Below are 17662 nucleotides of genomic sequence, written 5' to 3'. Positions count from 1 at the left end.
GTGGCGACGATCAACCGAAATGACATGAACGAGGAATCTATGCGCAGTCGAATACTCGCCCCGCTGGGCCTGGCGCTCGCCTTGGCATTGGCGCCCGTGGTGGCGCTGGCGCAGGCCATCCAGCCACTGGACCGCATCGTGGCGGTGGTCAACCAAGGGGCCATCATGGCCAGCGAGCTTGAAGAGCGGGTCGAACAGGCACGTAGCCAGTTGACTGGGCGCGGCATTAGCCCGCCTTCGGAGCAGGCCCTGCGCAGTCAGGTGCTGGATCGCATGATTCTCGAGGAAATCCAGTTGCAGATGGCCGAGGAGGCCAACCTCAGCGTCGACGATACCGAACTCAACCGTACCGTGCGTGGTATCGCCGAGAGCAATGGCATGACGCTTGAGCAGTTCGCCGATGCACTGGAGGCCGATGGCTTGACGCTGGCGGGGGTGCGCGAGGAAGTCCGCCGCGAGATGCTGATGCGTCAACTGCAGCAGCGCCGTGTGGCCAGCCGTGTCAATATCTCTGACCGTGAGGTCGATCGTTATCTGGAACGCCAGGGTGCCAACCGGGATGCCCGCTATCGTCTGGCGCATATCCTGGTGGCTTTGCCTCAGTCACCGAGCAGTTCAGAGGTGAGCGAGGCCCAAAACAAGATCCAGCGACTCGCCAGCGAACTAGCGGCAGGTGCCGACTTCGCCGAGTTGGCCGCCGCTGAGTCCGACGGTGGCCAGGCGCTGAACGGTGGCGACCTGGGGTGGCGCCGTGACGGCGAACTGCCAAGTCTCTTCGCCGATGTCGTACCGCACCTCGAGGTCGGCGAGGTCAGCGAGCCGTTGCGCAGCACCAGTGGCTTTCACTTGGTCAAGCTCGTCGATCGTGAAGGCGGAGCGCAACAGGCGGTGGTCCGGGAGCACCGCGCAAGGCATATCCTGATAGAGACCACTCCCAATCGTGATGAGCAGCGTGCCGAGGCGCTGGCCAACCAGATCCGCCAGCGACTGGTCAATGGCGAGAATTTCGCCGCCTTGGCTCAGCAGTTCAGCGACGACAGTGGCAGCGCACTCAATGGCGGGGAGTTGGGGTGGCTGCGCCCGGGGCAGACGGTGCCGGCCTTCGAAGAGGCCATGAATGCCCTCGAGGTGGGGGAAATCTCCCAGCCGGTGCGCTCTCGTTTTGGTTATCATATCATCGTCGTCGACGAGCGCCGTCAGCAGGACGTGACCCGCGAAGCACAGCGTCGCCAGGTGCGGGAAACCCTGTTCCAGCGCAAGGTGAACGATGAGCTGGAAGCCTGGTTGCAGGAAATTCGTGCCGACGCCTTCATCGAAAAGCGTCTCTAACGTTGGTTGGGTCTCGATGACGTCTTCCATTTCCAATACGCCGATGGTGGCCTTGACCACCGGCGAGCCGGCTGGTGTCGGCCCGGAACTGACGCTGATGCTGGCGTCTTCGGGCAAGCCGCTGCCGGCCACGCTGGTCGCGATCGGTGATCCCGGGATGTTGGCCGAGCGCGCCGAGCGCCTGGGGCTCGGTATCGAGATCGAAGTGTCGGCCCCCGGTCGCATGCCGCGGGATCCTCGCCCCGGCGTGCTGCCGGTATGGCCGGTTGCCTTGCGTGTCCCATCGCATCCCGGTGTACTCGAGCCAGCCAACGGCGCCTATGTGCTGGAAACCCTCGATGTGGCGATCGCCGCATGCCGTGACGGCCATGCCGACGCCATGGTCACCGCGCCGGTGCACAAGGGGGCGATCATCGACGGCGGTCATATCGGCTTTACTGGGCATACCGAATATCTGCGCGATGCCTGTGGCGTCGATGAGGTAGTGATGATGCTGGCCACCGATGCAGCGCTGCATGGAAGGGTGGCCGGGGAGCCTCGCTGTGCACTGCGGGTGGCCCTGGCCACCACGCACTTGCCGCTGCGCGAGGTTGCCGACGCCATCACCGCTACGCGTCTCGAGCGTGTACTGCGGATCCTCGATGGCGACCTGCGCCGTCATTTCGGTATCGACGCTCCTCACATCGTCGTCTGTGGCCTGAATCCCCATGCTGGTGAAGATGGGCACCTGGGCCGGGAAGAGCTCGAGATCATCACGCCGACGCTGGCGCGGTTGCGTGAACAGGGGCTCGATCTCGAGGGGCCGTTGCCGGCCGATACGCTGTTTACCCCCCGTCATCTCGAGGGCGCCGATGCGGTGCTGGCCATGTATCATGATCAAGGGCTACCGGTATTGAAGTATGCTGGTTTTGGAAGTGGCGCCAATATCACCCTGGGGTTGCCGATCGTGCGCACCTCGGTGGATCATGGCACGGCGCTGGATCTAGCTGGCAAGGGCATCGCCGATCCGGGCAGCCTGAGAGTCGCCGTGGCGCTCGCCGCCGAGATGGCGCGGCGGGGAGGTTGAGCCCTTGGTCCGTTTCTTTTTTCGACCGTTACCTGAAAAGGACACCTGAGCGCATGTCTTCTCGCCCTCCGATGCACCGGGCTCGCAAACGCTTCGGCCAGAATTTCCTGCGTGACCCTGGTGTCATCTCGCGTATCGTGCGCGCCATCGGCCCCCGCTCGGGAGAACGGCTGGTGGAGATAGGCCCTGGCCAGGGGGCGCTGACCGAGCCCTTGCTCGAGGCCACGGGACATCTCGAAGTCATCGAACTCGATCGGGATCTGATTCCGGGGCTCCGGGTGCAGTTCTTCAACTATCCTGGCTTCATCATTCACGAGGGCGATGCTCTCAAGGTCGACTTCGCCGAACTCAGGGGGAATGGTCCCCCACTGCGCGTGGTGGGCAATCTGCCCTATAACATTTCCACTCCCTTGATCGTGCATCTGCTGGATGCCGGCGACGCCATCGCCGACATGCACTTCATGTTGCAGAAGGAGGTGGTCGAGCGGCTAGCGGCCAGCCCCGGCGGTGCCGACTGGGGGCGGCTGTCGGTGATGGCTCAGTATCATTGCCGGGTCGAGTCGTTGTTCGTGGTGCCGCCGGAGGCCTTCGTGCCCCGGCCCAAGGTTGATTCGTCGATCGTGCGTCTGACGCCCCATGCCGAATTGCCGCACCCGGCCAGCGACGAGCGCCAATTGTTCGATCTGGTGCGCCAGGCGTTTTCCCAGCGACGCAAGACGCTGCGTAATAATCTCAAGGGTCATATCGACGCCACCACCTTGGCGGCACTGGACATCGATCCCGGCCGGCGACCGCAGACACTAACGGTAGAGGAGTTCGTGCGTATCGCCAATCACTTGGCAGGAGGCGTGTCATGAAGGATTCCGCCAATGATCTGTCGGCGACCATCCGAGTACACGTGGAGCCTACCTACCGCGAGGCAGAGTCCTCGCCGGCCGAGCAGCGCTATGTGTTCAGCTATGCGATTACCGTGCACAACCACTCGCTGCATAGCGTGCAGCTCCTGGCGCGTTACTGGAAGATCACTCAGGGAAGTGGCAAGGTTCAGGAGGTACGCGGCAAGGGCGTGGTCGGCAAGCAGCCGCTGATCGGGCCCGGGCAGACCTTTCGCTATACCAGCCGGGCGGTGCTCGAATGCCCGGTAGGTGTCATGGAGGGGGCCTACACCTGCGTTGAGGCCCATTCGCAACAGGCCTTCGAGGTCAGGATTTCCCCGTTTCGCCTGGCCGGCCCCAATCAGGTGCACTGACCGTCACGAAGAGGAGCAGCATGACGACGTATGCGATCGGAGACCTGCAAGGTTGCCACGCCGAGTTCCTGGCGTTGCTGGAACGTCTGGCGTTCGATCCCGCCCGGGATCGTTTGTGGCTGGTCGGCGACCTGGTCAATCGCGGTCCCGAGTCGCTGACCTGTCTGCGCGAGGTGATGGCGCTCGGTGATGCGGCGCAAGTCGTACTGGGTAACCACGACCTGCATCTGCTGGCCGTGGCCCGGGGCGGCGCCGATCTCAAGAGCAAGGATACCCTGGCGGCGATTCTCGAGGCACCGGACAGTGGTATCTTGCTCGACTGGTTGCAATCCCGGCCACTGCTGTTGGTCGAGGGAGAGTGGGCGATGGCCCATGCCGGGCTGCTGCCCCAGTGGCCTCTCTCTCAGGCTATCGAATTGGCGAGGGAAGTCGAGCGACGGCTATCGAGCGATACCGGTGGCACTTTTCTCGAGCGGATGTATGGCAATGAGCCGTCGCGATGGCGCGATGACCTCGATGGCATCGAACGGCTGCGCTTTATCGTCAATGCCTTCACGCGCATGCGTTTCCTCGATGCCGAGGGACGTTTGGATTTTTCCGCCAAGGAAGGGTTGGACTCGGCGCCGGCGGGCTTCGCTCCTTGGTTCACGTTCCCGCGTAGTGACGATCCGCGAATCCTCTTCGGCCATTGGGCAGCCCTGCAAGGGCGTACCCCCGGAAGCCGGGTACGGGCCGAAGCGCTGGATACCGGTTGTGTCTGGGGCGGCAGTCTGACCGCTCTGAATCTGACGACAGGCGAGCGCGTCAGCGAACCTCGACATTCTCATCAATCGTGACCATTCGCTATGTTTGTCCAGCAAACACCCTCTCAGCGATCGCTGCAGGAGAACGCCCCATGAGCCAGAACGCCTTCGATCATCTCGACCCCGCCACCTTGGCCAGATGGCTGGATGCCGAGGAGCCTCTGACCTTGGTGGACATTCGCGATCCCATGAGTTTCGCTCAGGGGCATATTCCCGGCAGCCGTCACTTGGACAATGCCAGTGTCGGTGCCTTGCTCGACGAGGCGCCGCGTGAGCGACCCCTAGTGGTGGTCTGTTACCACGGCAACTCCAGCCAGCAGGCAGCGGTCTGGCTGTCCGGGCAGGGCTACGACCGTGTCTATAGCCTGGATGGCGGGTTCAGCGACTGGGCAGTGAGTCATCCGTCTCGCATCGCGAAGTAGGCGACCATGAGTCAGGACGACCCTCGTCTCGCCGGGCTCGAAGTCTATCGGGTGGGCGGTGCGGTGCGCGACGCACGACTGGGCTGGCCGGTCTATGACAACGATTGGGTGGTGGTCGGTGCCACGCCCGAGGCCATGCGGGAGCGCGGTTTCAAGCCGGTGGGGCGTGACTTTCCGGTGTTCCTGCATCCCGAGACCCATGAGGAGTACGCGCTGGCGCGTACCGAGCGCAAGCAGGGGCACGGCTACACCGGTTTCCAGGTATATGCCAGCCCAGACGTGACCCTGGAAGATGACCTGGCGAGACGCGACCTGACCATCAACGCCATGGCCGAGGATCGGGCCGGTCACCTCGTCGACCCGTATGGCGGCGCGCGCGACCTCGAAGCGCGCTTGTTACGTCATGTGTCACCAGCGTTCGTCGAGGACCCATTACGGGTGCTGCGTACCGCTCGATTCCTGGCTCGCTATCAAGGCTTGGGCTTCGCCATCGCCGAAGAAACTCGGGCGTTGATGTGCCAGCTCGTCGAAAGCGGTGAAATACACCACCTGGTGGCCGAGCGAGTTTGGGTCGAAACCGAGAAGGCCTTGGGTGAACCCTACCCCGAAGCTTATTTCCGCGCCTTGAGTGATTGCGGTGCCCTGTCCGTGCTGATGCCGGAACTGGCGCGCGACTGCAGGGCGCTGGAAGAGGCGCTGGCACGTCTGCACCGTTTGCCTGAAGAGGATGGGCAGTGGGAGCGCTGGCGATGGGCCAGGCTGTGCGAACATCTCGATGACGAGGAGCGTCGGCGCTTGGGCGAACGGCTGCGCTTGCCGCGCGCCTATCACGACCTGGCTCACCAGACTGCCCTGACACACCGGCTGTGGTTGGCCGCTCCCGCCCTCCTGGAAGGGGCACGCGTCATGGCGTGGCTCGACGGTATCGATGCCTGGCGACGTGCCGAAAGAGTGGCGCCCCAAGTGGCGCTGGTCAGTCTCGCAAACCCGGAGCTAGCCACCGACTTGGCTTTGGCCTGGCGGCTGGCTGCGCAGATTCTGCCGCAGGCGCTGCTGGATGAGGGGTTCAAGGGCAAGGCACTGGGAGAAGAGTTGCGTCGCCGCCGTCGGGAAGTGATCGATGACGCCTTGGCTTCCAGCCGTTCTTAGGCCTTGTCTGGCCATCGCTCGGCCGACTTTTCGGACAAGTCCTAGCCCTGGATCTCGTCATGCCGCCCGGGAAATGACACGCCCTTGCCACACGAAGTCCACTGGCCACAATGCCTGGCTGTCGCGGGGAAACGTGGCCCACAAGTCGGCGTAAGGAATGCCGCAGAGAGGGTGGGGCGTATCGGGCAATAGTTCCGCCAGGGGTTGCAGCACGAAAGCATGACGGGTGATCTCGTCACGAGGCAGTTGAACCCCGTCGTGGATGCCGGTGAGTTCCCCCACCGTCAGCAGGTCGATATCCAGAGTGCGCGGGCTGAACTTGGGGCTGTCTGGGCGCCGGCCGTTGGCGTATTCCAGTCGCTTGCCCCAAGCCTGAAGGTCGCCCACCGAGAGCTGGCTGTCGAATACCGCCACCAGGTTATAGAAGTTGCGTCCATCCTCGAAGCCGACCGGTACGCTCTCGAAGACTCGCGATACCCAGAGCTCGCCGAAGCTGGCTTGCAGTGCGTCCAGGCATACCCGAACGTGATGATCGCGGTCGATATTACTGCCGATGCTGACTGCCACCCGGGTCATCAGCATTCCCCTCGTTCGATGCAAACGCCCACTGCTGCGGCGGCGGGTACGGCTCCAGGTTTGCGAACCGTCAAGCGTAGCCAGGCAATGGCGAACTCCTCGCGCAGCATCGCCGCCAGTCGTTCGGCGAAGGTTTCCACCAGGCCGAAGGAGTGCTTGTCGGCGAAGTCGACGATACGCTCGCTAATGGCAGCGTAATCCAATGTCAGCGTCAGGTCGTCATCGCGCGCCGCGGGGCGGATGTCGGTGGCCAACTCCAGGTCCAGCACCAGCCGTTGCTGGATGTGGCGCTCCCATTCATAGACCCCGATGACGGTGTCCACGGCCAGTGACTCGATCAACACGCGGTCCATGTCCGATTCCTTCCCCTCGTGTGCCTGGAATGCAGGCCATCAATTGTACGGTACCCGGCGCTCGCACGATAGGAAGTGCCGTTCATCCGTCGCCATTGGCGCGGTTGCCTATCGCAATGCCCTCTCGCCTGGCAGAATCATGACGTCTTGCCATGAGCCGTCGAGAGCGTCGCCATGTCGTCTTACCCCCTGTTGCCTACGACCCTTGCCCTGCTGGTGGCGGGCTATCTCAGTGGCTCGTGGTTGGGGGCGCTGACTGTGTGCCGCTTGGCCGGCGTGCGCGATCCACGTTTTTCCGGGTCGCGCAATCCCGGTTTTTCCAATGTGTTGCGTCTGCATGGCAAGCACCTGGCCTTGGCAACGCTGGTACTGGACGCTGTGAAGGGGATGCCGGTGTTATGGCTGGCCAAAGGAGTGGGGCTGCCGCCCTGGGCCCAAGGCCTGGTCGGGTTGGGAGTATTGCTGGGTCACAGCTATCCACTGTGGCATCGGTTTCGCGGTGGCAAGGCGGTGGCCAGCGCCTTCGGGGTTCTACTGGTGCTCACTCCTTGGGTGGCGTTGTGCTGCGCCCTTTGCTGGGCGCTGTTGGCCTGGCGGGTGCGTACCGCTGCCATTGCTTCGTTGGCCAGTGCCACGCTTGCCCCCCTGCTCAGTCTGTGGCTGGCCAGAGATTACGTGCTGGTGGTCCTGGCCTTTGCATTACTGGTCCTGACGCGGCATGTATGGAACATACGCCGCATGGGCAGTGGACGCGAGAATCGCTTGGGCATGCGGCAGCAGCCTTCGCGGCAGGATGATTCGAAGCGCTAGGCCGCCGGAGGCATGAGCTCAGCCAATGGCCAGCGCGGCACGGCCTTCATGGTGCTGTCGTCGCGCTCTCCGGCTAGCAGGCGTTGGGCTCCAACATAGGCGATCATGGCGCCGTTGTCGGTGCAGAAACGACCTCGCGGATAGAAGGCTTGGGCGCCGCGCTTGGCGGTTTCCTGCTCCAGGCGTTCGCGCAGGCGGACATTGGCACTGACCCCCCCGGCTACCACCAGGCGTTTGAGTCCTGTTTGGTCCAGGGCGCGTCGACACTTGATCACCAGGGTGTCGACCACGGCGTCCTCGAAGGCGCGGGCGATATCGGCGCGCCCCTGTTCGTCGAATTCACCGGCCTCGCGTAGCCTATTGGCGGTAATCAGGGTGTGGGTCTTGAGGCCCGAAAAACTAAAATCCAGCCCCGGGCGATCAGTCATCGGTCGGGGGAAGCGAAAGCGCGTGGGGTCGCCACGCTCGGCCAGGCGCGCCACGGCCGGACCGCCGGGGTAGTCGAGTTCGAGCATCTTGGCGGTCTTGTCGAAGGCTTCACCGGCGGCGTCATCCACCGACTCCCCGAGCAGGCGATACTGGCCCAGGCCGCGGACTTCCACCAACTGGGTGTGGCCGCCGGAAACCAGCAGGGCAACGAAAGGAAATGCCGGAGGGGCGTCCTCGAGCATCGGCGCCAGCAGATGGCCTTCCATATGGTGCACGCCAAGCACCGGGATGTTCAGCGCCCGGGCCATGCCATGCGCTGTGGCGGCACCGACCATCAGTGCACCGACCAGCCCTGGGCCAGCGGTGTAGGCGATGCCGTCGAGATCGCTGCGGCTCAGTTGCGCACTGGCGAGCACTTCCTCGATCAGCGGCAACAGCTTGCGGGTATGGTCGCGAGACGCCAGTTCCGGTACCACGCCGCCGTACTCGGCGTGCATGGAGATTTGGCTGTAGAGTGCATCGGCCAGCAGACCGGCTTGCGTATCATAAAGGGCGACGCCGGTTTCGTCGCACGACGTCTCGATCCCCAAAACGCGCATAAGTGGAAAATCCTGGAATGCTGCATGACAAGCGTCCATTCTACGCGTTTTTGCTTGTCGTGGGCAGGGCGCTATTTGCAAAGCCCCTGAAGCGGGACTACAATACTGTCCGCTGTAAGACTGGGTCGTGCACCTAGGGATTCCTTTTCGTCTTTGCTTTTCTTCGCGACCACGGTCTCTGCCCACGCTCGACCGTCCAAGCGTCGTGGCAAGCCGTATACGGTACCCTCAAGGTGTGCGTTCGAACCGAACTCATGATTTCAAGGTAGGTGAGTGCTTAATGCCTTCTGTCAAAGTACGTGATAACGAGCCGTTCGACGTCGCTCTGCGTCGCTTCAAGCGTTCCTGCGAAAAAGCCGGCGTTCTGTCCGAAGTGCGTCGCCGTGAGCACTACGAGAAGCCGACTGCGGAACGCAAGCGCAAGGCGGCGGCGGCTGTCAAGCGTCACGCCAAGAAGCTGCAGCGTGAACGCAAGCGCTTCGAACGGCTGTACTGATCCGTACTGGAGACGGCTCGTATAAGTGATCGAGTCGTTTCAAGAGGGACGCCAAGCGGCCGCCGGGAGGTGGCCGCTTGTGTTTTTTCGTGCACGATCTCGGCTCCCGCTTTTTCGCCACCCAGGACAGTTCACCGCCTATGGCTGGTCAGATCCCGCAACGTTTCATCGATGATCTGCTCGCTCGGGTCGATGTGGTCGAGGTGGTGGGTGAGCGTGTCGCGCTGAAGAAGAGCGGGCGCAACTATTCCGGGCTGTGTCCTTTCCATCAGGAAAAGACTCCGTCGTTCACTGTCAGTCAGGACAAGCAGTTCTACCACTGTTTCGGCTGCGGGGCTCATGGCAATGCGCTGCGCTTCCTGATGGAGTACGACAATCTGCGCTTCCCGGAAGCGGTGGAACAGCTGGCTTCCCGCCAGGGGATGGAGGTGCCACGGGAGGGTGCCGATGATCCTCGAGCCCAGGCTCGGGAACGCAAGCGCCAGGAAGGGGTCAATCTGCTGGAACTGGCGGCGAACTTTTTCCGCGAGCGTCTCAGGATGACCGAAGCCGGTGCGGCACGCGCCTATCTCGAGCGGCGTGGGCTCTCCGCCGAGGTCCAGGCGGAGTTCGGCATCGGTTACGCCCCCCACGACTGGGAGGCGTTGAAGCGTCACTTGAGCGAGCGCGGCATCCCCGAAGCGGTACAGGTCGAGTATGGGTTGCTGGTCCAGCGCGAAGACAGCGGACGCACTTATGACCGCTTTCGCGACCGGGTGGTGTTTCCGATCCGCGACTTCAAGGGGCGCACCATCGCCTTTGGCGGGCGAGTGCTCGGCGATGCCAAGCCCAAGTATCTGAACTCGCCGGAATCACCGGTGTTCCACAAGGGGCGCGAGCTGTATGGCCTGTTCGAGGCACGTCAGGCCAATCGACAGCTCGAGCGAGTCCTGATCGTCGAAGGCTATATGGACGTGGTGGCGCTGGCGCAGTTCGGTATTCGCAATGCCGTGGCCACGCTTGGCACCGCGACCAGTGAAGAGCACCTCAGCCGATTGTTCCGTCTGGTCGGCGAGGTGGTGTTCTGTTTCGATGGTGATCGGGCCGGGCGTCAGGCGGCCAACCGCGCTCTGGAAACGGTGTTGCCGTTGATGATCGACGGCCGCCAGGCGCGCTTCCTGTTCCTGCCCGAGGGCGAGGACCCTGACAGCTTGGTGCGCCGCGAGGGTGCCGACGCTTTCGCTGATCGCATCACCTGTGCCAGCCCATTGTCGGAGTTTCTCTTCGAGCAGGCGTCGCTCGGTCGCGATCTGGCCCGAGTCGAAGATCGCGAGCGCTTTGCCAGTCAGGTGCTGAAAGCGTTGCAGCGGTTGCCGGAGGGGGTACTCAAGTCGATGTTGCTCGCTGAGCTAGCCAAGCGCAGCGGAGTCGACCAGGCTCGCTTCGAAGCTCTGCTGACGCTGAGTGCTGCATATGAGGTCGAGCGCGATGGTGGCTCGTCTCCGCAGGCATTCGAATCGCGGGAGGAGCCGTCGAAGGGGCACATCCCCGGGCGTGCCGCCGGGGCGCTGGGGCTGGTGGGGCGCACCCTGCAACTGCTGGTGCACGAGCCACGTCTGGTCGAACGGTTGCCCGAGACGCTGGAATGGTGCCCCGCCGATGAGCCTGATGGGGCGCTGTGCGTGGAGGTCATCGAGCTGTTGCGGGCGGGTGGCTATCGCAGCCCGCAAGTATTGCTGGCGCATTTCCATGGTCGCGTGGAAGGGCAGCGACTGGTCGAACTAGCGCGGCGAGAGCTCTTGATCCCGCGCGAGGCGCGCGCCAACGAGCTGGATGGCTTGGTCGAACATTTTCGCCAGCAGCGCTTGCGCCGGACGCCGCAGAGCGAAATCGACTCGCTGCTTGCCAGGGAGCGCAATGGGGAGCGGCTGACGAGGGAAGACCGACAACGGCTCAAGGAGTTACTGACGGCACTGAGCCGTTGAGCCAAGGCGCAGGAAGCGTCGCAAGCAATTGAAGGAATGTGTGGCTGGGGTTGAATTGTTGCCCATTATCACCATCTAAGGGGCATACGTTCGATTGATCCGGCCACGAGTGCAACCGAACAACCTAACACACCTGAGCGTCGGCGCAAATGGAGCGCTGGCGGACAAGCATGGTAAGCCGCTATACTGATCGGCTTACCGGATTTTTTCCGCCTATACGTTTGGGTGCTTCATTCTTCTTCGTCGAGATAGGGTTTCTATGGCTGGAAATGCGCAGCAGCAGTCACGTCTGAAGGAGTTGATCGCGCGCGGCAAGGAGCAGGGCTTCCTGACCTATGCCGAGGTCAACGACCACCTTCCCGAGGATATCGCCGATCCGGATCAAGTGGAAGACATCATTGGCATGATCAACGACATGGGTATCAGTGTCGTTGAGGAAGCCCCGGATGAAGACACCTTGATGATGGCCGATCATTCCCCCGACGAGCACGCCGCCGAAGAGGCGGTGGCGGCGCTGGCGGCGGTGGAAAGCGACGTCGGCCGTACCACCGATCCGGTGCGCATGTACATGCGCGAAATGGGTACCGTCGAGTTGCTGACCCGCGAGGGTGAGATCGAGATCGCCAAGCGCATCGAGGAAGGTACCCGCGAGGTGATGTCGGCGCTGGCTTACCTGCCTGGTGCCGTCGACTCGATTCTCGAAGCCTACGATGCGACTCAGGACGAAGAGGTTCCCGGTCGTCTGTCCGACCTGTTCTCGGGTTTCATCGATCCTGACGAAGGTATTCCTGGCGTGGCCGAGGCCGAAGAGCCCGAGCCGGAGCCCGTGGCCGAGCTCGACGAGGATGCCGATAGTGAGACAGGCGACGACGAAGACGGCGACGCCGAGGACACCAGCGGCAGCGAAGGGGGGCCGGACCCTGAGGAAGCCAGGGCGCGTTTCGAACAGATTCGCGAGCAGAACGAGCTGACCAAGGCTGCCATCGAGAAGTATGGTCGGGGGGCTCCCAAGGCCGCAGAAGAACAGGCACGTCTGGCCGAGCTGTTCTCGCCGATCAAGCTGGTGCCCAAGCATTTCGAACGCTTGGTGGGGCAGGTGCGTATCAGCGTGGAGCAGGTGCGCGAGCAGGAAAAGGTCATCATGCAGGTCTTCGTCAAGAAGGGCAAAGTACCGCGCAAGACCTTCATCAAATCGTTCCCTGGCAATGAGTCGCGCGCCGAGTGGATGGATGAATTCCTGACCGCAAATGCCAAGTTCAGCGAGCGACTCGAGCCGTTCCGCAACGATATCGCTCGGGCCCAGCGCAAGATCGCCTTTGAGGAAGACATGGTGCAACTGCCGGTCGCCGAGTTGAAGGAGGTCAACCGCAAGCTGTCGATTGGTGAGGCCAAGGCGCGTCGGGCCAAGAAGGAAATGGTCGAGGCCAACTTGCGCCTGGTGATTTCGATTGCCAAGAAGTACACCAACCGCGGCTTGCAGTTCCTGGACCTGATTCAGGAAGGCAATATCGGTCTGATGAAGGCGGTGGACAAGTTCGAATACCGTCGTGGCTACAAGTTCTCGACCTATGCCACCTGGTGGATTCGCCAGGCGATCACGCGCTCGATCGCCGACCAGGCGCGTACCATCCGTATCCCGGTGCACATGATCGAGACCATCAACAAGCTCAACCGCGTGTCGCGGCAGATGCTGCAGGAGATGGGTCGCGAGCCAACGCCGGAAGAGCTTGGCGAGCGTCTGGAGATGCCCGAGGACAAGGTCCGCAAGGTGCTCAAGATCGCCAAGGAGCCGATCTCCATGGAAACCCCCATCGGTGACGACGACGATTCGCACCTGGGAGATTTCATCGAGGACGGCACCATGCTGCTGCCCATCGACTCGGCCACCGGCGAGGGGTTGATCGAGGCCACTCGCAACGTACTTGGTGGTTTGACCGCGCGCGAGGCCAAGGTGCTGCGCATGCGTTTCGGTATCGACATGAACACTGACCACACCCTCGAGGAGGTCGGCAAGCAGTTCGATGTCACCCGCGAACGCATCCGCCAGATCGAAGCCAAGGCGCTGCGCAAGCTGCGTCATCCGTCGCGTTCCGAACCGCTGCGTTCGTTCCTCGACGAATAATCCCCTTTAAGGGTATGCAACGAGAAACGCCCACCGGCCAAACCGGTGGGCGTTTCTCGTTTGTGCCTGAAAAGGCGGGCTTTAAGTTTGTGCCCGCCAGCGCCGTACCAACAACACCATCTCGATCACCGCGATTAGAATCAGGCTGTAGCCGAGTAGTTCGGTGACTTCCTCGGCAGCGTCCTTGAAGGTGCGTCGATAGTCGTCCTCGAAGATGGCAATCCACATCTCACTGCGTCCATAGAGGCGCGAAAAGACATAGGTGGTCAGAAAGCCGGCTGCGAATAGCCCGAAGGAAAAGGTGTTGCTGTAGTGAACGAATTCGGCGACGAAACGCCTGCGGCGCATGATCACGAGTGTGAGACATGGCACAAGCACCAATGTCACCAGGGTCTGCCAGGCACCGTCGAAGACGTACCGATCGAGAAAGTGATCCTGTTCGCGGATCAAGGAACTGAAAACGAAGGCGAACATCAGCAAGGTGACGGTAGGTAACGCCTTTTGGACGTGGCGTACATACAGCAGCAGGGCGGAGATGACGGTCAGGAAAATGATCTCTGCCAGTTCGGTGAACCCATATTCACTGAAGCGAGTGCCTTTGAGGTATAGCGCCTCGTAATGGACGCCCTCCATCATGGCGGCGATCAGCAGGATGTAGCAGGCAGCGCGAAGGCAAGTCGCGCCGAAGCCGATGGAAGTCGGCGGCGGCAAGGGCGTAGGTGGCATCAGGGGAGTTCCGCGAAGAAGACAAATCTTTGAACTTGAATGTCATTGTATCGTCACGCGCTTGTGACTGTCATGGCTTGCCCGGTTGGCGTGCTGCGCCGGGCCTCTTCCACCAGCCAATCGTGCACGGCGCGCACGCGTCGGTCGTCAAGTGCGCCCTGGGCATGCACGATGCCGTAGCGTTTGCCGGTTTCCACGCGTTGTGAAAAAGGCGCGATCAGGGCACCGGTCTTGAGTTCGTTGGTGATTAGTGTCTGTCTGGCGATGGCCACACCCATGCCGGCGATTGCCGCTTCCATGGTCAACTGATTGCGGTTAAAGGTATAACCACGGCGCACATTGACATGCGGGGCCGCGATGGCTCGTAGATAGTGCTCCCATTCGGCATAGTCGTGGCTGCCACGCCAGGCGGTGACATCGTGCAGCAAGGGGTAATAGGCTAGGTCTTCCGGCCGGTGCAGGGGCGGCTTGCCGCGCATCAGTCCTGGGGCGCAGACGGGAAAGATGATCTCGTCCATCAGCGGTGTGATCTGTAGTCCTGGATAGTGACCGTCGTTGAGATCCAGCGCCAGGTCGAAGTCACCGTCGCGCAACGAGAGGTTGCTGTCTTCGGCCGATACATGCAGCTCGATGTCGGGGAAGCGAGCCTGCAGGCGGGGCAGGCGTGGCATCAGCCACTTGGTCAGGAAGGAGGGCACCGAGCGAAGTCGCAGGATACCGCTCATCACCCCCGAACGCAGGCGCTTCACTTCCAGGCCCACCGACTGATAGGCCTCGTCGACCACCGCTGCCAGCCGGCGGCCCTCGTCGGTCAGCTCCAGTCGGCGCGGCAGGCGCCGGAACAGTTTGAAACCCAGGCGCTCTTCGAGCTGCTTGATCTGCTGGCTAACCGCGCCGGTGGTGACGTGCAACTCCTCGGCGGCGCGAGTGAATGACAGGTGTCGGGCACTGATGGCGAAGACTTTCAGCCAGGCATGAGTCTGGGCATTGAGAGTGCGGCTCATGGTTTAGTCATTCTAAACGAAAGGCAAGATATTCTCGGTTGTCCACCAAGGGCTATGAGACCACCATAGCGTAAATGGCCCGTAAGGGCAGCATTGGAATCGCTTCGGTTTAGCTATATTGATGAAACGCCTGTAGGCGTCCGCGAGGTTACCCATGTCCATCAGTGTGTTCGACTTGTTCAAGATCGGTGTCGGGCCGTCCAGTTCGCATACCGTGGGCCCCATGCGGGCGGCCTATGATTTTGTGCAGTCACTGCGCGAGCGTGATTTGCTCGAGCGGGTGGCTCGCATTGAGGTGAAGTTGTACGGTTCACTGTCAGCCACCGGTATCGGGCATGGTACGGATCGCGCGGTGATCATGGGATTGATGGGCGAACGGCCCGACCGTGTCGATCCCGCGATCATCTCGCCTTGCATTGAGGAGCTGCTGGAATCCCAGACGCTGTTGCTCGACAATCGGCTTGCGGTTCCCTTCCTGTGGGTGCGCGACATGCAGTTGCTCGAGGAGAACCTGCCGCATCATCCCAATGCGATGCGCTTGATTGCTCACGGGCACAGTTCCGAACTCTATAGCAACACCTATTATTCGGTGGGCGGTGGCTTCGTGATCGACGAGGTCCAGGCTCAGGCCGGCGAACTCGACACCGACACCACCTCCTTGCCCTATGATTTCAACAGTGCCGCCGAGCTGATGGCACTTTGCCAGATGCATGGTCTACGCATCAGCGAATTGATGCTGGAAAACGAAAAGGCCTGGAGAAGCGAAGCCGAGATCCGGGCCGGATTGTGGAAGATCTGGCAAGCGATGCAGGACTGTGTCGAGACCGGTTTGCACAACGAGGGCGTGTTGCCTGGTGGGCTAAACGTCAAGCGCCGTGCTGCTGCGCTGCATCGGCGCTTGCTGGCCGTGGAAGACAGTCCCAGCCTGATCGCTTCGACTTTCTCGGCCATGGACTGGGTCAATGTCTTCGCCTTGGCGGTCAACGAAGAGAATGCCGCCGGCGGCCGCATGGTCACCGCGCCGACCAATGGAGCGGCGGGCATCGTCCCGGCGGTGCTGCATTACTACATGAAATTCCAGCCGGATGCCAGCGAGCGCGATGTGGTCGATTTCCTGCTCGCCGCCGCGGCAGTGGGCATTCTGTGCAAGAAGAACGCCTCGATCTCCGGCGCTGAAGTGGGCTGCCAAGGTGAAGTGGGCTCGGCCTGCGCCATGGCTGCGGCGGGGCTCGCCGAGGTCATGGGGGGCTCGGTCGCTCAGGTGGAAAATGCCGCCGAGATCGGCCTCGAGCACAACCTGGGCCTGACTTGCGATCCGGTGGGCGGTCTGGTGCAGGTGCCCTGCATCGAGCGCAACGCCATCGCCTCGGTGAAAGCCATCAATGCCGCTCAGATGGCACTGCGAGGCGACGGCACCCACTTTATCTCGCTTGACAAGGTGATTCGCACCATGCGCGACACCGGGGCCGACATGCAGGACAAGTACAAGGAGACCTCTCGCGGCGGTCTGGCAGTGAACGCCATAGAATGCTGACGCTCTGAACTCGATTTCCTCTCTCGTTCAACCCTACTTGGGCGCCCGAATAGGCGCCCTTTTTTTGTATGCCACCGCTCACCGCTTTCCCGGCAACATCTCGCCGATATGCTCGACCAGGAAGTCGACGAATTGACGTACCTTGGGCGACAAGTGCCGATGGCGGGGGTAGACGGCCCATACCGCCGTATCGGGGTGTTGGAAGGCTTCGAGTACCGAGATCAGATCTCCTGACTGGAGATACGGTTCGACATAGTAATCCGGCAGTTGGGCCAGGCCCAAACCCTTTAGCGTGGCATCGAGGATGGCCGGCCCCGAATTGGCCTGCCAGTGCCCGTGGATGCGGACTTCGCGGCGCTGACCATTGACTTCGAACAACCAACTGTCGCGGGAGCCGATCAGGCAGCGATGGCTGGCCAACTCGGCTAGCGAGTGCGGGCGCGGGACCTGCTCGAAGTAGGCTCGGGAACCGACCACGTATTCCCGTCTCTCGCACAGGCGTCGGGCGATCAGCGTCGAGTCCTTGAGTACGCCCATACGTATTGCGATATCGTAGCCTTCGTCGATCACTTCCACCTGACGGTTGGTGAAATGCATGTGCACCTCTAGCTGTGGGTGCAGGCGGTGGAAGTCGTTGACCAAGGGGGCGATGTAACGCTCACCGAAAGTCGTCGCCGAAGATAGTCTGAGTATTCCCTTGGGCTTGGTCTGCAGATCGTTGATGGCGGCTTCGGCTTCGCGGAAGCCATCGAGCAGGTGGCGACAGTGCTCGTAATAGCGCGCGCCGGCATCGGTGAGGCGGATCTGGCGCGTGGTGCGATACAGAAGCTGCATGTCGAGTTGGTTCTCGAGTTGTCCGACCAGGCGGCTGATATGCGAATTGGAGACCTTGAGATGGCGCGCCGCTGCGGAAAAGGTGCCCAAGCGGACCACTTCGGTGAAGGCCTCGATACGATCCCAGCGATGCATGCGTGTCTTTCTCCTTCTTAATTATTGCTGGCAGGCAATAATCTTATGAGTCTAACGCAGTT

General features: G+C 62.0%; 18 protein-coding genes. 12 read left to right on the top strand and 6 right to left on the bottom strand.

All coding sequences use genetic code 11. The annotated features are described in order from the left end of the window. The first annotated feature begins 24 nt into the window (after positions 1-24). Genes IE093_RS14990 through IE093_RS14960 form a run of 7 tightly spaced genes read left to right on the top strand, consistent with a single transcriptional unit; the run spans position 25 to position 6018 of the window. A complete protein-coding gene (locus IE093_RS14990) occupies positions 25-1329 on the top strand; it encodes a peptidylprolyl isomerase (protein WP_189470567.1) in 1305 nt (434 codons plus the stop codon). A gap of 16 nt (positions 1330-1345) precedes the next feature. Further along, positions 1346-2395, top strand: coding sequence for a 4-hydroxythreonine-4-phosphate dehydrogenase PdxA (gene pdxA, locus IE093_RS14985; RefSeq protein WP_189470565.1), 1050 nt, complete (start codon positions 1346-1348; stop codon positions 2393-2395). A gap of 53 nt (positions 2396-2448) precedes the next feature. Beyond that, on the top strand, positions 2449-3252 hold the full coding sequence (gene rsmA, locus IE093_RS14980) for a 16S rRNA (adenine(1518)-N(6)/adenine(1519)-N(6))-dimethyltransferase RsmA (RefSeq protein ID WP_189470563.1): 804 nt from the start codon (positions 2449-2451) through the stop codon (positions 3250-3252). Continuing rightward, positions 3249-3644 carry a Co2+/Mg2+ efflux protein ApaG gene (gene apaG, locus IE093_RS14975; protein WP_189470561.1) on the top strand — a complete coding sequence of 132 codons (396 nt, stop codon included), beginning with the start codon at positions 3249-3251 and terminating at the stop codon, positions 3642-3644. Before rsmA ends, apaG begins: the two co-directional genes overlap by 4 nt. Before the next feature lie 20 nt (positions 3645-3664). Then, positions 3665-4480: a symmetrical bis(5'-nucleosyl)-tetraphosphatase gene (locus IE093_RS14970; protein WP_189470559.1), complete on the top strand. Its 816-nt coding sequence runs from the start codon at positions 3665-3667 to the stop codon at positions 4478-4480. Between the two features lie 59 nt (positions 4481-4539). After that, a complete protein-coding gene (gene glpE, locus IE093_RS14965; RefSeq protein ID WP_189470557.1) occupies positions 4540-4869 on the top strand; it encodes a thiosulfate sulfurtransferase GlpE in 330 nt (109 codons plus the stop codon). A 6-nt stretch (positions 4870-4875) separates the two neighbouring features. Beyond that, the gene (locus IE093_RS14960; RefSeq protein ID WP_189470555.1) at positions 4876-6018 is read left to right on the top strand and encodes a tRNA nucleotidyltransferase/poly(A) polymerase-related protein; all 1143 of its coding nucleotides are present in this window, start codon (positions 4876-4878) and stop codon (positions 6016-6018) included. Between the two features lie 57 nt (positions 6019-6075). Here the strand turns inward: IE093_RS14960 and folK are convergent, their stop codons facing one another. Both folK and folB read right to left on the bottom strand, forming a co-directional pair. Next, positions 6076-6594 carry a 2-amino-4-hydroxy-6-hydroxymethyldihydropteridine diphosphokinase gene (gene folK, locus IE093_RS14955; RefSeq protein WP_189470553.1) on the bottom strand — a complete coding sequence of 173 codons (519 nt, stop codon included), beginning with the start codon at positions 6592-6594 and terminating at the stop codon, positions 6076-6078. After that, entirely contained in the window at positions 6594-6947 is a 354-nt protein-coding gene (folB, locus tag IE093_RS14950) for a dihydroneopterin aldolase (protein WP_189470551.1), read from the bottom strand. Before folB ends, folK begins: the two co-directional genes overlap by 1 nt. 174 nt (positions 6948-7121) lie before the next feature. Between folB and plsY the strand changes: the two genes are divergently transcribed. Beyond that, positions 7122-7757, top strand: coding sequence for a glycerol-3-phosphate 1-O-acyltransferase PlsY (gene plsY / locus IE093_RS14945; RefSeq protein WP_189470549.1), 636 nt, complete (start codon positions 7122-7124; stop codon positions 7755-7757). Here plsY and tsaD read toward each other — a convergent pair. Continuing rightward, positions 7754-8785 (bottom strand): tRNA (adenosine(37)-N6)-threonylcarbamoyltransferase complex transferase subunit TsaD, encoded by a 1032-nt coding sequence (tsaD, locus tag IE093_RS14940; RefSeq protein ID WP_189470546.1) that lies wholly within the window; start codon positions 8783-8785, stop codon positions 7754-7756. The two genes, plsY and tsaD, sit on opposite strands and share 4 nt — an antisense overlap. A gap of 280 nt (positions 8786-9065) precedes the next feature. Here tsaD and rpsU point away from each other — a divergent pair, with 280 nt between their 5' ends. The 3 genes from rpsU (at position 9066) to rpoD (ending at position 13367) form a co-directional block, all read left to right on the top strand. Beyond that, entirely contained in the window at positions 9066-9281 is a 216-nt protein-coding gene (gene rpsU / locus IE093_RS14935; RefSeq protein ID WP_016416934.1) for a 30S ribosomal protein S21, read from the top strand. A 140-nt stretch (positions 9282-9421) separates the two neighbouring features. After that, a complete protein-coding gene (gene dnaG / locus IE093_RS14930) occupies positions 9422-11245 on the top strand; it encodes a DNA primase (RefSeq protein WP_189470544.1) in 1824 nt (607 codons plus the stop codon). Between the two features lie 259 nt (positions 11246-11504). Then, positions 11505-13367, top strand: coding sequence for an RNA polymerase sigma factor RpoD (rpoD, locus tag IE093_RS14925; protein WP_189470541.1), 1863 nt, complete (start codon positions 11505-11507; stop codon positions 13365-13367). Between the two features lie 81 nt (positions 13368-13448). Here the strand turns inward: rpoD and IE093_RS14920 are convergent, their stop codons facing one another. Together IE093_RS14920 and IE093_RS14915 are read right to left on the bottom strand one after the other, a co-directional pair. Further along, the gene (locus tag IE093_RS14920; RefSeq protein ID WP_189470539.1) at positions 13449-14093 is read right to left on the bottom strand and encodes a hypothetical protein; all 645 of its coding nucleotides are present in this window, start codon (positions 14091-14093) and stop codon (positions 13449-13451) included. Between the two features lie 53 nt (positions 14094-14146). Then, positions 14147-15097 (bottom strand): LysR substrate-binding domain-containing protein, encoded by a 951-nt coding sequence (locus IE093_RS14915; RefSeq protein WP_189470537.1) that lies wholly within the window; start codon positions 15095-15097, stop codon positions 14147-14149. 154 nt (positions 15098-15251) lie between these two features. On the opposite strand from IE093_RS14915, the gene IE093_RS14910 reads away from it, so the two are divergent. Then, the gene (locus IE093_RS14910) at positions 15252-16631 is read left to right on the top strand and encodes an L-serine ammonia-lyase (protein ID WP_189470535.1); all 1380 of its coding nucleotides are present in this window, start codon (positions 15252-15254) and stop codon (positions 16629-16631) included. Between the two features lie 78 nt (positions 16632-16709). On the opposite strand, the gene IE093_RS14905 is transcribed toward IE093_RS14910, so the two are convergent. Continuing rightward, positions 16710-17600, bottom strand: a complete 891-nt coding sequence (locus IE093_RS14905; protein ID WP_189470534.1) for a LysR substrate-binding domain-containing protein — start codon at positions 17598-17600, stop codon at positions 16710-16712. Positions 17601-17662: the final 62 nt, after the last annotated feature.

The sequence above is a fragment of the Litchfieldella qijiaojingensis genome, assembly GCF_014651875.1.
Taxonomy (GTDB): domain Bacteria; phylum Pseudomonadota; class Gammaproteobacteria; order Pseudomonadales; family Halomonadaceae; genus Litchfieldella; species Litchfieldella qijiaojingensis.
Note: the sequence above shows the minus strand (reverse complement) of the source record. Positions and strands in the feature narration are given on the sequence as shown.